Source organism: Methylobacterium longum (assembly GCF_022179385.1).
Lineage (GTDB): Bacteria > Pseudomonadota > Alphaproteobacteria > Rhizobiales > Beijerinckiaceae > Methylobacterium > Methylobacterium longum.
This window is the reverse complement of the sequence record NZ_BPQS01000022.1, coordinates 53118-69374: the sequence shown is the minus strand read 5'-3', so window position 1 is coordinate 69374 and position 16257 is coordinate 53118. Positions and strand designations below refer to the sequence as shown.

The following is a 16257-nucleotide window of genomic DNA, read 5'->3' as shown; positions in this document are numbered from 1 at the left end:
CGGAAAGCGCAGTTTCGGACCGTCTCAGCCCGCAATGTGCGAGCGCGCCGCCTGAAGCAGCTCGTCGGCCAGCGCCTCGTCGTCGACGCCCCGCGCCAGCACCACCGCTCCGACCATGGTCGACAGGGCGATCAGGGCCCGCTGCCTGCGACGCTCCTTCGAAGCCTTGGGCAACCGGTCGGCGATGAGGCCGGCGAGACCCTTGACCCCTTGGGTGAAGCGCGCCCGCACGGCGCTTCCCGGAGGCTCCCGCCCGACATCGTTCACCAGGGCGGCGACGGGGCAGCCCCGCCCCGGCGTCCGTACGTGCCCGAGGGACAGGTAGTTCTCGATGAAGGCATCCAGGTTCGCGTAATACTCGGCGCTGATCGCCGCATCGAAGGCTTCCGCGGCGAGGGCATCCTTGTTGGCGAACTGGCCGTAGAAGCCGCCATGGGTGAGGCCGGCGGCAGCCATGATGTCCACGACGCCGATGCCGTGGAGGCCGCGCTCCCGGAACAGGGCCGAGGCGGCCTCGACGACCCGCTGGCGGTTCAGCTTGGCTTGTTCCTGTGAGACCCTTGGCATCCTGCGACCTCGCGCCGTTCCACCACCCACATAGATGCGATGAGTCATTTATTGAAGGGACGGCGATCGATCCGCGTCCGCGACGCGGCGGATGGCGCAAGACGACCGACGATCCGTTCGCGAGCGATCGACCGGACTGCGCGAGGGGGCGAAGCGCAGGCCGGTCGACGCACCGCACCTTCAGGATCTGAACGCACGATCTCGGGACGCCCCGGAGGACGAGCGTCGTGCGGGCTGATCCCGGTTCAAGGACCGGCCGGCGCGGGCGCGGCCGCGGGGGCGGCTGCCGCGCCACGCGGCTCCCGCGCCACCCGGAACCACAGGGCGTAGAGGGCCGGCAGGAACAGCAGCGTCAGCACGGTGCCGACCCCGACGCCGCCGATCAGCACGTAGGCCAAGGCGCCCCAGAACACCGAGTGGGTCAGCGGGATGAAGGCGAGCATCGCGGCCGCCGCCGTCAGGATCACCGGGCGGGCCCGGCGTACCGTCGACTCGACGATGGCCTCGTAATCCGACAGCCCCGCCGCGCGGTCGTGGTGGATCTGATCCACGAGGATCAGGGTGTTGCGCATCAGGATGCCGGACAGCGCGATCAGGCCGAGGATCGCGTTGAAGCCGAAGGGCTGGTGGAAGAGCAGCAGCGTCGGGACGGCGCCGACGAGGCCGAGCGGCGCGGTGGCGAACACCATGAACATCGTCGTGAACGAGCGCACCTGCAGCATGATGACCGTCAGCGTAACGATCAGCATCAGCGGGAAGACCGTCACCAGCGCGTTCATCGCCTTCTCGCTCTCCTCGACCGAGCCGGCCGTGTCGATGCGGTAGCCCGGCGGCAGCTTCGCCTTGATCGCGTCGAGGAGCGGGAAGATCTGCGCGTGGATGTCCGGCGGCTGCTTGCCGTCGAGAACGTCGCCCTGCACGCGGATGTAGCTCTCGCGGTTGTAGCGCTTGAGCACCGCATCCTCGTTGCGGCTGTCCAGATGCGCGACCTGGGAGAGCGGCACCTGCCGCCCGTCCCTGGTGGCGAGCGTCAGATCGCCGATGTCGCCGAGCGAGCGGCGCTCGGGGCCGGGGCTGCGCAGGAGCACATCCACCGAGCGCAGGTTCTCGCGGACCTGGGTCGCGGGCGTCCCGTTGAGGTAGGTCTGCAATTGCTGGCCGGCCTCCTTCGGGGTCAGGCCGATCAGGCGCAACCGCTCCTGATCGAGGGCGAGGTGCAGGCTCGGCGTCTTGGCGCCCCAGTCGAGGTGGACGAGACGCATGTTGGGGTTGGCCATCATGACGTCCCGAACCTCGGCGGCGATGCGGCGGATGACGTCGAGGTCGGGTCCGACCACGCGGAAGGCCACGGGGAAGCGCACCGGCGGCCCGAACACGATCTGCAACACCCGCACGCGGGCCTCGGGGAAGCGGCCCTCGTCGACGAGCTCGCGCACCTTGCCGCGCAGGACGTCGCGGGCCTGGGCGTCCGCCGTCTGGACGACGATCTGCGCGAAGGCGGGATCGGGCAGTTCGGGGTCGAAGGAGAGCACGAAGCGCGGCATGCCCTGCCCGATGTAGCTCGTGATCTCGCGCGCCTCCGGCAGCGCGCGCACGGCCGCCTCGACCGTCCTGACGCTGGCCTCGGTGGTGGCGAACGCAGAACCGGCTGGCAGCGTCACCTCGACGATGAGCTCGGATCGCTCCGAATTGGGGAAGAACTGCTTCTCGACCTTGCCCATACCGACCACCGCGACCGCGAACAGCGCCACGGTGATGCCGGCGGCCGTCCACTTGTGGTCGACCGACCTCCGCACCACGCGGCGCAGGCGCTCGTAGTTTCGCGTGGCGTAGATCGCCTCGTGGCCGCCCTCGACCTTCTTGATGTCGGGCAGGAGCTTGACGCCGAGATAGGGCGTGAAGGTCACGGCCACGATCCACGAGACGATCAGCGAGAACGCCACCACCCAGAAGATGTTGCCGGCATACTCGCCCGCCGTGGAGGCGGCGAAGCCGACCGGCAGGAAGCCCGCGATGGTGACGAGGGTGCCGGTCAGCATCGGCGCGGCGGTCGAGCGCCATGCGTAGGTCGCGGCCTCGATCCGGTCGTAGCCCTCCTCCATGCGCACCACCATCATCTCGATGGCGATGATGGCGTCGTCCACGAGGAGGCCGAGCGAGATGATCAGGGCGCCGAGCGTGATGCGGTCGAAGTCGCGCCCGGTGACCATCATCACGACGAAGACGGCCGACAGGGTCAGCGGGACGGCGAGCGCCACCACGATGCCGACCCGGAAGCCGAGCGCCACGAGGCTGACGAAGATCACCACCGAGAGCGCGGTGAAGAACTTCACCATGAACTCGTGGATGGCGTCGTCGATGACCTTCGCTTGGTCGGTGATCTTGGTGAAGGTCACCCCGGTCGGAAGCTCGTGATGGATCGCGACTTCCTCGGCATTGAGCGCCTCGCCCAGGCTGAGGCCGTTGAAGCCCGGCTTCATGACGAGGCCCAGCATCAGGGCCGGCTCACCGTCGTTGCGGATCGCGAAGGTCTTAGGGTCCTCATAGCCGCGCTTCACCTCGGCGATGTCACCGAGCTTGAGGCTGCGATCGCCCGCCGCCACCGGAAGGTTGCGGATCGCGTCGAGCCCGTCGATGGCGCCGTCGAGGCGCAGGTACACGCGCGGGCCGTCGGCCTCGACGAAGCCGGCCGGCGTCACGTCGTTCTGGTTGGCCAGAGCGGCCAGGAGCTGCTGGCCGGTGATGCCGAGGGTCGCCAACCGCTGGTAGGAGACCTCGACGAAGATCTTCTGAGCCTGCTCGCCGAGGATGTTGATCTTCTCGACGCCGGCCACGCGCAGGAGCCGCTGGCGCAGGTCCTCGGCGCGCAGCACGAGGTGCCGGTGCGGCAGCCCCTGCGCCTGGAGCGCGTACAGCGCGAAGTAGACGTCCGAGAACTCGTCGTTGAACAGCGGTCCCATCACGCCGCGCGGCAGGCCGGAGGCCTGATCGGACAGCTTCTTGCGCGCCTGATAGAATTCCGACTGGAGCTTCGCCGGCGGCATGCTGTCCTTGAAGAACACCTTCATCAGCGTCAGGCCGGGGCGGACCGTGGTCTCGACCCGGTCGTAGAAGACGAGTTCCTGCAGGCGCTTCTCCAGCGGGTCGGCGACCTGCCGCTGCATCTCGGCGGTGGTCGCGCCGGGCCACGCGGCCGTGACCGCCATCGTCTTGACGGTGAAGGTCGGATCCTCCGCGCGCCCGAGCTTCTCGAAGGCGAAGAAGCCGGCGGCGGTGACCGCCAGCAGGAGGAACAGCGTGACGGCGCGCTCGCGCACCGCCAGGGCCGAGAGGTTGAAGCCGGTGGCGCTCATCGACCGACCTCCGTCATGCTCGCGGTGGCCTGCCGGACCTTCTGACCGCCCTTAAGCAGGTGGGCGCCGAGCGCCACGATCCGGTCCCCGGGGTTCAGGCCCGAGGCGACCTCCGCGCTCTCTTCGGACAGGCGCGCGACGGCGACGGGCTGCGCCGCGACGGTCTGCGTGTCGGCATCGTAGCGCCAGACGGCCGAGCCGCCGCCCTGGTCGAACAGGGCTCCGAGCGGCACGGATACCGATACCGTCGGCTGCGCCTGAGCTGGCTTCAACCGGAGGGTGACCGTCGCCCCGAGCGGCGCGGCCTCGCCGCCGCCGGAGAGGATGTAGCGGGCCCGGTAGGTGCGGGTGGCGGGGTCTGCCGTCGCCGACAGCTCCCGAAGCTTGGCCGGATAGGTCCTTTCGCCCTCGGCATACAGGGTCGCCGACGCGCCGCCGGTCGCGAGCTGCCGGCTCCCCTCGGGCAGGAACACCTCCGCCTCGCGGGCTCCGTCACGGGCGAGTCTCACCACCGTCTGGCCGGCGGCGACGACCTGTCCGGGCTCGCTTGGCACCTCCATCACGACGCCGTCGGCATCGGCCTGAAGCTCGGAATAGCCCGCTTGGTTGGCGATCTGGCTCGCCTGCGCCTCGGCATTGGCGAACTGGGCGATGGCGGCGTCGGCCGCGGCCTTGTTCTGGTCGTAGGTCTGCTTGGAGGTCCAGCCGTCGCCGACGAGCCTGCGGCTGCGCTCATCGTCGGCCTTGGCCTTGATCATCTGCGCCCGGGCCGCCTCGACGGAGGCGCGGGCCGCGTTGAGCGCGAGGGTGAAGTCGGTCCGGTCGAGGCGCATCAGCGGCTGGCCGATGCGCACGTGGTCCCCCGGATCGACGAGGCGCTCGAAGATCTTGCCGCCGACGCGGAAGCCGAGGTTGCTCTCGGTGCGGGCCCGGATCACGCCGGTATAGCGCGCGACCGCCCCCGTGGCGGACGTGACCGCTATGGTCTGCACCAGGGGCGGTTCCGGCGTGACGGCGGTCTCGGCGGGCGAGCATCCCGCCAGGGCCAAGCCGGTGAGGCCGATCACCCATCTCGCATCCATCGCCCTGCCCCTCGTCGTCCGAACCGCAATAAAAATTATATCCATCATCTATTATGGCGGCGCGACGGCGTCAATGCCGGGCGGTCCGTTCAGCCCGCAGGTTCGTTGCGACGGGGCAAAACGGTCCGAGGGTGGCTGAAGGGGTCAGCATGCGACCGGATTGGGCCCGCCATCGGCAGGCAACAGCACGGAGTGGCCGATCATGGTGGTGCCCGTGTCCCGACCTATGGTCGTCGTGTCCTGTCTGTTGAACCAACCTTCGGTACTGACCTCGCCGCATCGATCCGGAGGCGTACCGCGCGTTCGCGCGGGCGTATGTCGGGTTCGACGCCGATCCGACCCCGATCCGACGCTGCCTGCTGCGGTGCTGTTCGGACACGGCGAGACCGTCTCCCGCGGCAGCGCGGTCGATGCCTTCGCCGCGGGTCTGGAGGCGGGACACGCACGCGCGCCCGGTCCCGGCGCGATCGACCCGCTGTAACCGGGCCGCCCTTCGAGGAAGCCGCCCGTGGCGATCGTAGAGGGCGACACCTGGAACACGAGCCCTGAGCTGCCGCCTCGTCGCCGACCTCCGCGTCGCGTCCGCAGAGACACGGCTCCCCACTTGACGAGAACACGCCGGCCGCTTCGCGGGAGGCGGTGCCGCGGTGCGGTTTCCCGGGGAGGCCGGGTGAGGCCACGCGATGCGCGACGTGCCGACCGGTGACCGTTGGGGGCCGGAGGACGCGCGCCGCATGGGCCTCGTGCAAGCCATCGCGCTCCCCCCGGGCGGCACTGCAAGGCGGGATCGGCGTGGCGCCCCCGATCGCCCGACGCGGTCCTACCGGGATCGGGGCGAACCTGGCTTTCGCGCACCTGGCGGTCGGGCAATCGGCGGGGTCCGGCGCTCGCGACGCTCGGTGCGCAGCGTCGCGCCCTCTCCCGAACCGATGGTGTCCTCGAAGGCCGCAGGGCCGAGACCGAGGTTCGGGCCCCGGCCTTTCAGCGCCGGAGACAGGCTTGCCGAAGCGGCGCGCCGGGCCCTGGATGATCGGCCACGCGCGGAACGATGCCGCCGATCGGCCGACCCGTCGGGGGCTCACCGACCCGGGGGCCGCGCACTCACGCCGGACCGACGCGCCGGGAGACGTCGGCCTCCCTGCGTCCCTCGCCCTCAGGAACGTGACGCGCGAAGTGAGCGCTCGACCACGCCAAGGGCGATGGCGATGCGTCGACCTCGAAGACGGCGCGTCCCGCCAGGGCGTTGACGATGACGGCGCTGCGCCAGGCCATGAGGCTGAGCTGCGGTTCCGCGATGCCGTGGCTGATCAGGCCGCCATTCAGCACGAAGAGGCGATTCCGCGCCGGGCCGTCCCAGGCTGCGGCGAAGTCGGGGCCGACCTGCGGGCGCCCGGTGGCATCGAGGACGAGGCGGTCGCGCAGCGGGTCGAGGCAGGGCGGCAGCGCGAAGCGGTAGCCGGTCGCCAGGACGACGATGTCGGCGTGCGAACCTTCGATGCGCCCGTCGAAGCCATTGCGCATCAGCAGGCGGTAGCACCCGGCCGCCCGCTCTACGTCCAGCACCTCGCGGTGCGGCGACAGGCTCGCGGCGGTCGGCTCGCCGGTCGGGGACGTCCCGGTGAGGTGCCGCATCGTGTAGAGGCGCCGGTAGATCGCCTGCAGCGTCGAGGTGGAGATTCCGTCGCCGGCAAGCTTCTGGCGCACCACCGTCGAGTGGCGGCGCGCCTCCGGAAGGGCGTGGAAGCGCTCGACATATCCGGGCGTGAACAACTCGTTCGTGAACGGCGTCGCGTCGATCGGCTGGAAATTTGGGCGCCGGCTGATCCAGTCCACGGAGGCCGGCCTGTCCAAAGCCCGGTTGAGCAGGGTCAGCACGATCTCCGCGCCGCTCTGGCCGCCGCCGATCACCGCGACCCGCCGGCCCGCAACGCGCGCGAGGATCGTCGTGGCCTGCGCGCTGTGGGCGTGATCGCGCGGGTCGAGCTTGCCCGCGAAGGCAGGCAGGTTCGGCTGCAGGCCGACGCCGAGGGCGATGTTGCGCGCGCAGGCCGTACCGCCCGCGCCGCGCAGACGGAACCTGTCCGCCTCGAACCGGACCTCGTGGATCGCCGTGCCGAAGCGCAGGCTGGGGAGCCGGGCGGCGACCCAGGCGAGATACTGCGCGAATTCCTGCCGCGGCACCGCCCCGAAGTCGGCGTTGAGGAATTCATAGAAGCGCTTCTGCGCCAAGAGGTAGGCCAGGAAGCTCCAGGGGCTCGTCGGGTTCACCGCCGTGACGAGATCCTTGAGGACGGAGGTCTGCAGCGCGGCCTCCGGGAGCATCATCCCGGGATGCCAGTCGAAGGCCGGAGCACGGTCGAAGAACCGCGCGTCGATGTCCTCGACCGCGTCGAGCTGCGCCGCGAGGCTGAGATTGAAGGGGCCGACGCCGATGCCGGCCAGATCGAGCGGGTGATCCGTCATGATGCCTGAAACCGTGCCTGTGGGCCCATCTGCGGGGCGGTCCCTGGAATGGCCTCCGCCGCGGCGACCTCTGCGTGATGGAGGGGATTGATCAGGTCGCTGCCGAGCCACGGGACCGGCCTCTGGTCCGAATCGCCGTAGCCGAGGGCGAGGCGGACGCGGTTGATGCAGACCCGCGGCACGGTCGGGGCGAACAGCTCGAACAGGCGGAATCGGTCGGCGAGTTCGGGGTGCCGCGCCTGGTAGCGGCGCAGGACCCGCACCAGCGCGCCGTAGAAGGCGATCTCCGGCACGCCCAGGTCGCGCAGGAGCGCCTCCGAGACGAAGCGCAGCAGGCTGGCGAAATGGCCCGTCTGGAGGTGCTGGAGCAGATGGGCGGCGGGCCGGCGCAGGAGCGTCTCCCGCACGCCCGGCGGCAGGTCGTGGCTCTCCGGGAAATCCCCGTCGACGAGGTCGGCATCGCCCTGGAAATCCTTGAGCGCCACGCCGCAGGGCACGCCGTCCCGCAGGATCAGGGTGACGTTCTGGCCGTGGGCGATGAAGCCGACGCCGTAGCGGCAGAGGAAATGGTAGAGTGGCACCGCCACGTGGTCGAACAGCCGCTCCAGCCATGCCTCGGCGGCGAGGCCCGAGCGCGCGATCAGGAGGCCGACGAGGGGGCGGCCCTGCGCGTCCGCCTTCAGGAGCGCGCCCATCATCATCGCGGAGGTGCCGGGTGCCAGCCGGCCGGCGAGGCCGTCGCGCCAGATCACGCCCAGCATCTCGCGGTATTGGTAGGGCGCGTCGGTGATCCGCTCGTAGATCGGGTGCGGGTAGAAGGCGCCGGCCCGCTCCCGCAGGATCACGGTGCCCGCGAGCGCGGGATCGTGCGCGGCCTTCTCGGCGAGCCAGGCCGAGAAGGCGGGCCCGATCGCCATGTACTTGCCCGGCACGCCGCGCCACGCGGAAGTGTTGAGGATCGTCAAGGCGAGCTTCACGTCGAGGCGACCGCCGGCATCCGCGCTCGCCAAGGTGCTCAGCGATTGCTGCGGCCTGTAGGCCCGCCCGAAGGTCCCGAGCGGAACGAGGCGCCCGGCCGCGATCTCGCCCGCGAAATGCAGCGCGACCCGGTTCTGCCACTGCCAGGGATGGACCGGCAGCAGCAGGAACCGCTCCGGATCGACGCCGCGCTCGCGGCAGGTCGCCGCGAGGCGGGTCCGCTCCGGCCCGTCGAGGGAATCGGCGAGGAGATCGGCTTCGTCGAGGCCGGGTTCCAGGTCGAGGCGGCAGGCGGACCGATCGGCCGCGACCCAGTGCAGCCGGATGTCCGGCTGGAATTCCGGCGCATAGGCCTCGAAGTCGGAGAGCCCCCAGCCGATCCGGCCCTTGCTCGCCGGCGCCTTCGGGTGGCCGTCGAGATAGGCCTGCAGGATGCCGTCGCTGAAGGCCAGGAGCGCCGGTCCCGTCACGGTCCGGCCGATCGCCGCGATGCGGGCATCGGCGGCCAGCGTGCTCGCGATTTCCGCGATGTAGGTGCAGAGCGTCGCGGGCGCGATCCCCAGCACATGGCGCGCGTCGACGAGGAAGCCGGCCGCGTCGCCGGCCGGGCCCGCCACGTCGCCGACGACGCGGGTCAGGCTCGCAGGGTCGATCGCCAGGTTGCCCCAGATCCGGCGCGCGGCCCGGAAGCGGTAGGCGACCTCGCCGTCGAGGCGCAGCAGCCACTGCGTGCCCGCGCGATCGATCGGCTCCGGCACGAGCGCCTCCTCGAAGGCGAGTTCGGCGATGGTCTTGGCGATGAGCGCGCGGTTCAGGTCGAGCCAGAGCGGCGCGGTCACCGGGCGGCCACCCGGCAGGGGCCCCAGCCTCACAGGGGCACCTCGCGGAAGAAGCGGTCGCGCTCGCAAGAGACGAGCGCGGCGCGCTTGTGGGGGAAGTCGAACTCCTTGAGCTTCTCGTAGGCCGCGTCCGCGCAGTAGCTCAGCATCTTGCGGTGCGAGGCCCGCGGCTCGCCCATGATCCGCCGGGTGCGGGGCTCGTCCAGGAACAGGTAGTGGCTCACCGCCCGGAACCAGGCCAACGTCTTCGGCCGGCCGAGATGGGCGGCGTTGCCGATGAGCCCGTGCCAGCCGCGGTCGAAATCCTCGGCGTCGTAGTAGGGGCCGAGCCGGTCTTCCTTCGCCCAGTAGAACTCGAAATAGCCGACCGGCACGTCGTCGAAACTGCCGATTACCCCGAACAGGTGCGGATCGGCCTCCTGAGCGGCGAGGTAGCGGTCGAGTTCCGCCGCGCCTTGGGCCAGCTCCCAGTAGTAGGAAACCCGGGGCTGGTTCATCCAGCCGTGAAACACGGCGAGGTCGCGCCGCCGGTCGATGGCCCGGAAGGACAGGGTGGTACCGAGGTGGGGCAGCCAGCGCCGGTACAGCGTGCCGGTCGGCTGCGGCGGCCGGAGCGGCGGCAGACGGTCCTGCGGCCCGACGCGCGACCGGATCGGCGGGTAGACGGCCTGGGACCCCGCCGTCAGCCAGAGCAGCGGGAGCTGGTAAAAGTGCGCGCGCTCGATCAGCGCGTCGGGCGCCGCACCCGGTTCGGCGCGGATCTCGCCGGCGAGGGCGATCAGAGCCGGGGCGCCACCGAGGCCGGCGACGCGCAGGCGTCGCACGTCAGGGCAGCGCTGCAACGCGGCCTCGACCAGGGCCGCCACGGTCGCGGTTTCGCCCGGGTGCCGGCCGTCCGGGTGCAGGAGGTCGAGGATCGCCGCGTCGGCGCCGGCCGGGATGTGCAGTTTCGCCTCGGCGATTGTCGCATCGCAGCGCGTCGCCCGGAGCCGGACACTCCGCGCGTCGCGGGGTAGGCTCTCCACCACCAGGGCCTCGCCGGCGACCGGCCAGTGCCGGCTCGTGCCGGCCCAGCCGTCGGGGGCGGTTCCGACGAAGCTGCCGGCGCGCGCGCGCACGGTCACGGCCGGACCTCCGCGCCACCGGCGGCGAGGGGGTTGGGCAGGTCGACGTAGTGCGACAGGGGATCGGTCACGTCCGTGTTCTCGTTGATGTTGCGGAAGCAGATCATGAAGTTGCCCTTGCTCCCGAGCGTCGGGGCATCGAGCAGGACGCGCAGGCAGGTCTTGTCGCGCAGGTCCGTCCCGGCGAGCGCCTCGACGAAGCGGCGCATGCGGCGGGTGAGCACGGCCTCGGGCGCCAATCCGGCGATGGCGATCGCGCCGATCACCGCGAAGACGCTGTTGACGACGAGGTAGTAGGTCATGATCCGGGCGGCCTCCGCCGCGGCGAAGACGTGGCCGGATCCGAGGTCGAGCCCCGGCGCGGCCTCGGCCAGGGTCGGCAGGCATTCGCGCACGAATCCCGTGCCCTGGCAGTCGCGGAAGTAGGCCTCCGCCGGCCAGCCTTCATCGAGGCCGATGACGAGGTTCTGCTGGTGCGCGCCGAACAGCAGGCCGAACGCGCATTGCATCTCGAGGAGCGGTCCGACCGCGACGTCCAGGAAGCGGGCGAACCAGCGCAGGGCCACGGCCTCGGTACCCTGCACGCCGCGCGCGCCGTTCTCCCGCCCGCCGAGGCGCAGGATCGTGTCGGCGAGGGCACTGCCCCGGCCGTCCGGATAGATCTCGCACAGGGCTGCGAGAACGGCAGCCGGTCGCGGACTGGATCCGCGGAAGGGATTGTCGCGCAGCGCGACGATCGTCTGCGGCAGCGCCGCACCGTCGAGGCCGCGCAGGGCGAGGTAGCCGGGCTCGCCGAGGATGTGGAAGTGCGGCCAGCGCGCCGCGATCGCCGCCCCGATCGGTCCCTGCAGCAGCGTGTCGACCGCGAGGCCGCGCGCGCACTCGATCTCCTTGATCAGGCGCAGCGAATTGGTGAGCCTCAGGCTCAGCGAATGCTTCAGCATGAGGCGCGCGTGCGGCGCGTAGAGGCTGCGCAGCGAGGTCGTGGCAAACCACGGGCCGCCGCCGGGACCGTGATCGATCAGCTGCCCCGAACGGAACAGGGCCCCGATCGCGGGATCGAGGCCGAGCCGGGCTGCCTGCCAGGGATGCATCGGCAGGAGGACACGGCCTTCGGCCGCCGCGAGGATCTGCCGGTCGAGGGCGGGATCCTCCGCGGCGAGGCCGGCGCTGAGCTCGGCGGCTGTCTCGGCCCGCGAGGCGCCCTGCAGGACCGCCCCGGGCGCGGCCGACCACCAGCGCAACGGGAACCCCGCGCCGTATTCGGGCGCGAAGGCGCGCGCATCCTCGGGCGTGAACGCGTCCCGGCTGCGGGGGGTCGGGTGCACCGCGTGGCCGTAGCGAAGGGCGCGCTCGGCTTCCAGGAAGCTCGGATCGGCGTGCAGGCAGAGGCTGGGCGTCGGCGCGCGGGTGAGCGCGTCCTCGATGGCGGCGAGGCTCTGGAGCACCCGGCTCAGGAAGGCCGGCGCGGCCCCCGCCGCGGCCGGGCCGACGATGTCCGGCTCGTGGGCGACCGCCGCGGCGAACTCGGCGAAGGCCAGGACCCGGGCAGGCGCGTCGGCACGATGCTCGCGAAACGGGAGACGGAACACGTGCAGCCCAACCGAGGAGAGGTGCTCGACCGCGATCTCCACGACGGAGCCACGGCTCGGCAGCGGAATGCGTAGCCTCCGCGCGCCAGTGCCGGCCTCGGGGTCCGTCGCCGCCACGGGGCGATCGACCAGCCAGCCCATTCGCGCAGCAGGCTGTTCAGGAAGCAGCGCGCCGAGATCTCGCGAGCAATGTCACCGACGCCAGTGCCCACGTCGACCATCAACGCCCCTCCCAAATCGTGAGTTCCGTCGATAGATCAGAAGATCAAACCTGGCAACTCTGTGTGTGTACTATATAATTATTTCAAAACTAAGAAAATCATCTTGCGAGATCGGGAATCGATGCGATAGAAAACCGTTCGTCGACGAGGCTCCCATGGCTCCAGACTCCATCTGCGCGTCCGGGCGCGCGGCGGCGCGGTTCTCGCTGGCCGCCGCGGCCGTGGGCTTCGGTCAGTCGGCCGTCCTCGCGCTGGTACCGGTGACCGCCGCGCGCACCGGGCTCGACCCGGCCACGATCGGAGGCATAGCCCTGCTCGGGTCGCTGGTGTTCCTGCTTTGCGCGCCGGCCTGGGGGCATCACGGCGGTGCGTGGCGCCTCCGCCGCCTCTTCGGAGCCCTCGCGGCGCTGATGGTGCTGGGTCACGGCCTGTTCGGTCTCGCGCTGGTTCTGCCCGGGCTCTCCGCGGCCGCGGCGCTGGCCCTCCTCGCGGGCGCGCGGATCGCCTACGGCGCGGGAGCGGCCGGGGTGATGCCGCACGCCCAGGCCGCGCTGGTGCGCGGCGTGCCGGAGGCGCTGCGTCCCGCAGCCCTCGGGCGGCTCGGCGCCGGCCTCTCGGTCGGCCGCATAATCGGCTCGCTGGTCACGGCGGCCGGCCTCTTCGGCGCAGTCGCGCCGCTCCTCGCCCTCGCGGCGAGCCCGCTCCTCTTGCTCGCCGCGCCGGACCTCCCCGGCGGACCCCGGTCGGCCCGGGGCGGGGCGGGGCGGAACTTCCTGCGCGCGGCGGGGCCGTTCCTGGCGATCGGCTTCGCGCTCACGATCGGCCTCGGACAGATCCAGATCGTGCTCGGCCTGTTCCTGCAGCGCCGCTTCGGCCTCGGCGCCGAAGCAGCCGCGGGGCTCGCCGGGGTGACCTTCGCCCTGATCGCGGTCGCGATGATCCTGATGCAGCTCCTCGTGGTGCCGCGTCTCGGCCGGGACCTCGGGCGCAACCTGTGCCTGGGCCTCGCCGGGTTCGCAGCGGGCTCCAGCCTGATCGCGCTTTCTCAGGCGCCGTGGCTCGCGGTGCTCGGCGCGGTCCTGGCGGGCGCCTGCATCGCCCTCGCGACGCCGACCTACACCGCCGCCCTCGTGGCCCGGGTGCCGGAGGCGTCCCAGGCCGCGGCCGCGGGTTGGCTGGCGAGCGCGCACGTGCTGGGCCAGGGGATCGGAGCCCTGAGCGGCGGCGCGGCCTTCCGCATCGCACCCGACCTGCCGCCCTGGCTCTGCGCGGCCCTGGGCCTCGCGCTGATCCCCGCGGCCGCGCGGCTCGGGCACCGGCCGAGCCATCAGGTCGGCCCGGGATTGCGGCCGAGCAGCCGCACGGTCGCCACCGTGGCGGCGCCCGAGAGCAGCGTGGCGAGACCGAACAGGGCGCCGTAGCCCAGGAGGTCGGCGAGCTTGCCCGAGATCAGCGAGCCGACGAGGTAGACGACGAGCTGCGCGCAGGCGAGGATCGTGAAGTCGGTGCCGGGCTGGTCGGTCGACGAAACCGCCATGAACAGGCTGTAGAGCGCAACGATCTCCATGTAGCGGATCAGCGTCTGAAATCCGGTCGCGCCGAAGAGCGGCCACAGGCCGACCACGACACCGAGGGCATGGGCCGCGAACAGGGCGAAGCACAGGGTCCGCAGCACCCCGAGAAGGCCGAGGGTGGCGGCGGTGCCGCAGCGGCGCACCAGCAGGGCGGCGACGCCCGACCCGGCGAGCCCCGCGGTCGCCGCCGAGAAGCCCGACAGGTAGCCGATTCGGTCGAGGGGCACGCCGGCATCGACGAGGTAGGACCCCTCCATGGCCTTCACGAGGCCTTCGCTGACCCGGTAGGTGAGAGCGACCCACAGGATGGTGCGCACCTCCGGCCGCCGCAGGAAGGCGCGGATGGACGGACGCGGCGCCCGCCGGTCGGACGCGGGGTCGCCTTCCCGCATGTACGCGGCGGCGGCCAGCGGCGGCAGCGAGAAGGCGGCGGCGGTGAGCAGCATCACGCGCCAGCCGGCATGATGGTAGAGGACGAGGCTCAGCGTCCCGCCGACGACCACGCCCAGGGCGACCGAGCCGCCCTGGATGGCGTTGCCGATGCCGCGGTCCTCGGGCCGCAGCCGCATCACGGCGTAGCCGTCGGTCGCGATGTCCTGCGTCGAGATCAGCAGGGCGGCGACGAAGCCGACGCCGATGAGGGCGGCGACGTCGGTGGGTCCGAGCGGCAGCATCGCCAGGATGCAGCCGATGACGCCGATCTGAGTGACGATCACCCAGCCCGCCCGGTGTGCCCGCGCGAAGGGCCGCACCCGGTCGACCACCGGCGCCCAGAGAAACTTCAGCACGAGCGGCAGGAACAGCAGGCTCAGATAGCCGATCGCGGCGCGCGAGACGCCGGCCTCGCGCAGGATCGGCGGGAGCGCGGCCGCGATCAGGTAGGAGGGAATCGCCTGCGCCATGTAGAGCGCGGCGAGCACGGCGAAGAGCCGATACCGCTCGGACCGGGCGGCGATCACGTGGGAAAGTCCCGCACCGCCGCGCGGGCGGAGGCCTCGTTGGGGGCGATCCGGATCGGGAAGCGCCAGAGCCGGCGGAACACCTCCGCCCCGCCCTCCGTGAAGCCGGGCCGCACGATGACGAGGCCGCTGCAGCGCCGGTCGAGGTCGGCGCGGGTGCGCTTGAACCACAGGGCCTGGGCGCGTTCCCCGGCGGCCGAAAGCTTGCCGACGCCGCCGAGCACCAAGATCAGCGCGAAGGGTCCGGCATGCGCGCCGATCCGCTCCAGGGCGTCGAGATAGGCGGCCTCGTCGCCGGCCTGCGGCGGCCCGAGATAGCGCAGGACGACGAGGTCGTCCGTCTCTTCCACGGCGACCATCGGCTCAGAACGTCCTGCGGTAGCCGACCGTGACCGTGCGCCCGAGCCCGTAGACGGTCAGGTTGCGCACCGATGTCGCGGTCGGGTTCCAGAAGGTGGCGTCGAAGAGGTTGTCGACGGAGCGGCTGTGTTGAAGATCAAGCCATGACCGATTGCCATGGCGTGCGGTTGCGGACGATGGCATTGAGCGTGACGAGGAGTTTTCGCATCACTGCCACGAGAGCAACCTTCCTCGGTCGGCCACGAAGCGTGAGTCGCTCGTAGAAGGGCCGGAACGGAGAGCCTCGGCGGATGGTGGTCAGCGCTGCCATGTACAGCACGCCCCGTACAGATGTTCGCCCACCCGCGATGGATCGCCGGCCGCGCATCAGGCCAGAATCGCGGTTGATCGGAGCGATGCCGACGAGAGCGGCAAGCTGGTGGCGTCCGATGGTGCCGAGTTCAGGCAGCTGAGCCAGAAGCGTGCGCGCGGTGACGTCGCCGACCCCGGGAACGGACTTGAGCAACGCCTCGGTCTCGCACCAGACCGGAGAGGCCTTGATGGCTTGACCAATGTCACCGTCGAGTTCCGAGAGCTCTCTCTCCAGGAAGGTGATGTGCCGATTGAGCCTCCGGATCAGCTGCTTGTCCACGGCTTGATCGCGGCGGTTGGTCTCCATGTTGATCATCCCGATGATCTGGCGGCGCCGGCTCACGAGTTCGGCGAAGTGGCTTCTCTCCGGTTCCGGCAGGGGCCTGGCAGGTGGTCTGATGCGTTCGGCGAAGAGGGCGATCACCTCAGCGTCGAGCGTGTCGGTCTTCGCCAACCGGCCCATGGCTCTGGCGAAGTCGCGGATCTGGCGTGGGTTCACGATGCAGAGCGGCAGTCCGGCCACTGCAAGCGCTGCAGCGACACTCGCCTCGAAGCCGCCCGTGGCTTCCAGGACGACAAGGGCAACTGGAAGGCTACCAAAGCGGCGCGCGAGAACCTCCAGCCCCTTGGTGTCCCGAGCGACATGGAAGGCCTCGCCCGAGGGTCTGAGGTGAACGTCGAGACGGTCCTTGGACACGTCGATGCCGACGAAGATGGTGCGTTGTTCGTCCATGACCCTACCTTGCAAATGCGGGCTCGGGCCCGAGCGGCTGTCCGGGTTTGGGACTGTCGGG

12 protein-coding genes are annotated in these 16257 nt (G+C 71.1%); 2 read left to right on the top strand and 10 right to left on the bottom strand.

The window, feature by feature from the left end; genetic code table 11:
* Nucleotides 1-24: 24 nt before the first annotated feature.
* The 3 genes from MFF58_RS18800 to MFF58_RS18790 all read right to left on the bottom strand — a co-directional run bounded on the left by MFF58_RS18800 (nucleotide 25) and on the right by MFF58_RS18790 (nucleotide 5002).
* The gene (locus MFF58_RS18800; RefSeq protein ID WP_238290345.1) at nucleotides 25-567 is read right to left on the bottom strand and encodes a TetR family transcriptional regulator; all 543 of its coding nucleotides are present in this window, start codon (nucleotides 565-567) and stop codon (nucleotides 25-27) included.
* A gap of 245 nt (nucleotides 568-812) precedes the next feature.
* Entirely contained in the window at nucleotides 813-3920 is a 3108-nt protein-coding gene (locus MFF58_RS18795; RefSeq protein ID WP_238290344.1) for an efflux RND transporter permease subunit, read from the bottom strand.
* The gene (locus MFF58_RS18790) at nucleotides 3917-5002 is read right to left on the bottom strand and encodes an efflux RND transporter periplasmic adaptor subunit (protein WP_238290343.1); all 1086 of its coding nucleotides are present in this window, start codon (nucleotides 5000-5002) and stop codon (nucleotides 3917-3919) included. The genes MFF58_RS18795 and MFF58_RS18790 overlap by 4 nt, the downstream gene beginning before the upstream one ends.
* Before the next feature lie 202 nt (nucleotides 5003-5204).
* On the opposite strand from MFF58_RS18790, the gene MFF58_RS18785 reads away from it, so the two are divergent.
* Nucleotides 5205-5483, top strand: a complete 279-nt coding sequence (locus MFF58_RS18785) for a hypothetical protein (protein ID WP_238290342.1) — start codon at nucleotides 5205-5207, stop codon at nucleotides 5481-5483.
* Between the two features lie 620 nt (nucleotides 5484-6103).
* On the opposite strand, the gene MFF58_RS18780 is transcribed toward MFF58_RS18785, so the two are convergent.
* From MFF58_RS18780 to MFF58_RS18765, 4 genes are read right to left on the bottom strand one after another with little or no spacing between them, the layout of a single operon-like run.
* Nucleotides 6104-7465, bottom strand: a complete 1362-nt coding sequence (locus MFF58_RS18780; protein WP_238290341.1) for a lysine N(6)-hydroxylase/L-ornithine N(5)-oxygenase family protein — start codon at nucleotides 7463-7465, stop codon at nucleotides 6104-6106.
* Complete coding sequence (locus MFF58_RS18775; protein ID WP_238290339.1) at nucleotides 7462-9315, bottom strand: IucA/IucC family protein; 1854 nt, start codon at nucleotides 9313-9315, stop codon at nucleotides 7462-7464. Before MFF58_RS18775 ends, MFF58_RS18780 begins: the two co-directional genes overlap by 4 nt.
* Complete coding sequence (locus MFF58_RS18770; RefSeq protein WP_238290338.1) at nucleotides 9312-10406, bottom strand: GNAT family N-acetyltransferase; 1095 nt, start codon at nucleotides 10404-10406, stop codon at nucleotides 9312-9314. The genes MFF58_RS18775 and MFF58_RS18770 overlap by 4 nt, the downstream gene beginning before the upstream one ends.
* A complete protein-coding gene (locus tag MFF58_RS18765) occupies nucleotides 10403-12115 on the bottom strand; it encodes an IucA/IucC family protein (RefSeq protein WP_373323359.1) in 1713 nt (570 codons plus the stop codon). Before MFF58_RS18765 ends, MFF58_RS18770 begins: the two co-directional genes overlap by 4 nt.
* A 259-nt stretch (nucleotides 12116-12374) precedes the next feature.
* On the opposite strand from MFF58_RS18765, the gene MFF58_RS18760 reads away from it, so the two are divergent.
* Nucleotides 12375-13640: an MFS transporter gene (locus MFF58_RS18760; RefSeq protein WP_238290336.1), complete on the top strand. Its 1266-nt coding sequence runs from the start codon at nucleotides 12375-12377 to the stop codon at nucleotides 13638-13640.
* Here MFF58_RS18760 and MFF58_RS18755 read toward each other — a convergent pair.
* The 3 genes from MFF58_RS18755 to MFF58_RS18745 form a co-directional block, all read right to left on the bottom strand.
* Nucleotides 13547-14752, bottom strand: a complete 1206-nt coding sequence (locus MFF58_RS18755; RefSeq protein ID WP_283206452.1) for an MFS transporter — start codon at nucleotides 14750-14752, stop codon at nucleotides 13547-13549. The two genes, MFF58_RS18760 and MFF58_RS18755, sit on opposite strands and share 94 nt — an antisense overlap.
* Nucleotides 14749-15111, bottom strand: a complete 363-nt coding sequence (locus MFF58_RS18750; RefSeq protein WP_238290335.1) for a hypothetical protein — start codon at nucleotides 15109-15111, stop codon at nucleotides 14749-14751. The genes MFF58_RS18755 and MFF58_RS18750 overlap by 4 nt, the downstream gene beginning before the upstream one ends.
* A 137-nt stretch (nucleotides 15112-15248) precedes the next feature.
* On the bottom strand, nucleotides 15249-16196 hold the full coding sequence (locus MFF58_RS18745) for an IS110 family RNA-guided transposase (protein ID WP_238290334.1): 948 nt from the start codon (nucleotides 16194-16196) through the stop codon (nucleotides 15249-15251).
* Nucleotides 16197-16257 lie beyond the last annotated feature (61 nt).

Coding starts and splice junctions, on each gene's coding strand:
- MFF58_RS18800 (WP_238290345.1), bottom strand. CDS start 567: ATGCCAAGGGTCTCACAGGAACAAGCCAAGCTGAACCGCCAGCGGGTC.
- MFF58_RS18795 (WP_238290344.1), bottom strand. CDS start 3,920: ATGAGCGCCACCGGCTTCAACCTCTCGGCCCTGGCGGTGCGCGAGCGC.
- MFF58_RS18790 (WP_238290343.1), bottom strand. CDS start 5,002: ATGGATGCGAGATGGGTGATCGGCCTCACCGGCTTGGCCCTGGCGGGA.
- MFF58_RS18785 (WP_238290342.1), top strand. CDS start 5,205: ATGGTGGTGCCCGTGTCCCGACCTATGGTCGTCGTGTCCTGTCTGTTG.
- MFF58_RS18780 (WP_238290341.1), bottom strand. CDS start 7,465: ATGACGGATCACCCGCTCGATCTGGCCGGCATCGGCGTCGGCCCCTTC.
- MFF58_RS18760 (WP_238290336.1), top strand. CDS start 12,375: ATGGCTCCAGACTCCATCTGCGCGTCCGGGCGCGCGGCGGCGCGGTTC.
- MFF58_RS18750 (WP_238290335.1), bottom strand. CDS start 15,111: ATGGTCGCCGTGGAAGAGACGGACGACCTCGTCGTCCTGCGCTATCTC.
- MFF58_RS18745 (WP_238290334.1), bottom strand. CDS start 16,196: ATGGACGAACAACGCACCATCTTCGTCGGCATCGACGTGTCCAAGGAC.